Annotated in this window: 3 protein-coding genes; 2 read left to right on the top strand and 1 reads right to left on the bottom strand. The window is 42.0% G+C overall.

Going from position 1 to position 2059, the window contains the following annotated elements; genetic code table 11:
- Positions 1 to 82: 82 nt before the first annotated feature.
- Positions 83 to 475 carry a hypothetical protein gene (locus tag A2517_RS02110; RefSeq protein ID WP_294893716.1) on the bottom strand — a complete coding sequence of 131 codons (393 nt, stop codon included), beginning with the start codon at positions 473 to 475 and terminating at the stop codon, positions 83 to 85.
- 162 nt (positions 476 to 637) lie between these two features.
- Here A2517_RS02110 and A2517_RS02105 point away from each other — a divergent pair, with 162 nt between their 5' ends.
- Together A2517_RS02105 and A2517_RS02100 are read left to right on the top strand one after the other, a co-directional pair.
- Positions 638 to 1183 (top strand): DUF882 domain-containing protein, encoded by a 546-nt coding sequence (locus A2517_RS02105; RefSeq protein WP_294893715.1) that lies wholly within the window; start codon positions 638 to 640, stop codon positions 1181 to 1183.
- Positions 1184 to 1258: 75 nt separating this feature from the next.
- The coding region (locus A2517_RS02100) for a DNA topoisomerase (RefSeq protein ID WP_294893714.1) at positions 1259 to 2059 on the top strand (801 nt) is incomplete at its 3' end.

Here is a 2059-nt window from a genome sequence, read left to right as displayed (position 1 = left end):
TCCGGAGTAAGCGTCTCTTTTTTACTGGCGACACTGCATCCGCTCAATCCTAAAAGGACGACAGCAAGTATAAGGGAACGCATTATCGATCTCCTGTCGTAAAATAGATAGTTTGAGTTCGTCCGGCATCATCAACCGTAATATAGTTGCTGGTGATGTTTCGTATGAAATATTTAGTGTTGTTCGCATAAAAAGGGTCCCCTTCTTTGAGAACAACAGTATTGCTTCCTATTTTAAGAAGAATAAATTTCCCTTTTTCGGTCTCTAAAAAACAGTTATAGACTAACTGGGAAAGATCGAAAACCGATTTTGCCGCCGGTAATGAGGGAGGTGCCAGTAGTGGCGGCAGAGGCATAGGACGTACTTCTGACGTTGCTGCTGGAGCTTTCTTCGGTTTTACAGGTTCACGGAAAAACGGGTTATAAGCCGCATTTAGCGAGAGTGTAAGGAAAAGAAATGACCAAAAATAGTTCATGCCGCCACTTTCTTAGAGATTATTTGAGGATAAAAAGCAAGAAGTGTGCCAATTTTAAATTTCGTTTTTTTAATAAGACCTTGATGCTATAAGAATAAGATGGACTATTAATTGCTTATTCTTGACTATTAGATAAATAATAGAAGAAGAATAGTGCATACCATGGATAGTAAAACGAGTGAGTCTTCCCTTTTTGATCCCACGCGGAGAGCCTTTATACAAAGTGCATTTACGCTAAGTATTGCCGCACCGCTTTATGCAAACGTGAAAGAGAAGGATGAAGTTCTGAATGTGATTCGAAACGGTACTGCCTATAAAATCCCTTTTGTCCGAAATGGGAAGATAGAAGAAGAGGGGTATAGCGATTTATGCCGCATTTTTGCCGATATACGTGCCGGTGTAGCGGTACAAATGGACCCCAATTTATTTATAGTCTTAGCAAAAGCACAGCAGTGGTTATCGAGCAACCATATTAACCGTCCCATCATACTAACCTCAGGCTATCGAACCGAACATACGAATAACTCAATCGAAGGGGCCGCCTTTAACTCGATGCATTTGTACGGTAAAGCGGCCGATATTAAAATCGATGGGATACCTAGCGATTATTTGGCTCGACTCCTCCGAATGTGCGGTGGAGCAGGAATCGGCATCTATTCTAGCTTCGTTCATGTAGATACATGGCGGGAGAGAGCGTGGAGAGGTTAGTTTCTTAATATGGCTTTATTTTGACATTTTTTTGTTACACTTTCGAAATTCATCCATATATATAGGATTCACTTTTTGAAACTCATCATTGTAGAGTCTCCGGCCAAAGCCAAGACCATTAAAAACTTTCTCTCTAAAGATTACGAGGTAATTGCGTCCAAGGGGCACATTCGAGATCTCCCTAAAAACCGCTTCGGTATTAAAATTGATGATGAGAAAATCGTCGCCGAATATCGTATTAGTGAAGATAGTACCGCTACGGTCAAACAAATTCAGGAATTGGCGAAGAAAAGTGATACCATCTACATCGCGACCGACGAAGACCGTGAGGGGGAAGCGATCGGGTGGCATATTGCTCACGCTATCGATAAAGACCCTGAATCACTACCTCGTATCGTGTTTCATGAGATTACAAAAAATGCGATTATTCACGCACTTGAAACCCCTCGTACCATCGATATGGATCGTGTTAACGCACAGCAAGCTCGCCGTTTACTCGATCGTATCGTGGGGTATAAGCTCTCTCCGCTTCTTGCCAGTAAAATCCAAAAAGGTCTCTCTGCCGGACGTGTACAGTCTTCAACTCTTAAAATTGTAATAGATCGTGAACGTGAAATCCGTGCCTTTATTCCCGAAGAGTATTGGACGATCGATACGCTATTTAAAACCGATATCGAAGCAACTCTCGTAAATTTTGAAAATGAGAAAATCGATAAACTCACGATTAAAACAGGAGATGTTGCTAAGCGGATTGTAGAGACGCTGAAAAAAGAGGCATTTAAAGTCGGTGAGATCGAAACGAAAGAGCGTAAAAGCTCTACTCCGCCGCCGTTTATGACCTCTACGCTTCAACAAACGGCCTCTTCACAGCTCGGT

This window comes from Sulfuricurvum sp. RIFOXYD12_FULL_44_77, from assembly GCF_001830725.1.
Taxonomy (GTDB): Bacteria; Campylobacterota; Campylobacteria; order Campylobacterales; family Sulfurimonadaceae; genus Sulfuricurvum; species Sulfuricurvum kujiense_A.
This window is presented reverse-complemented; position numbering and strand designations above follow the sequence as displayed.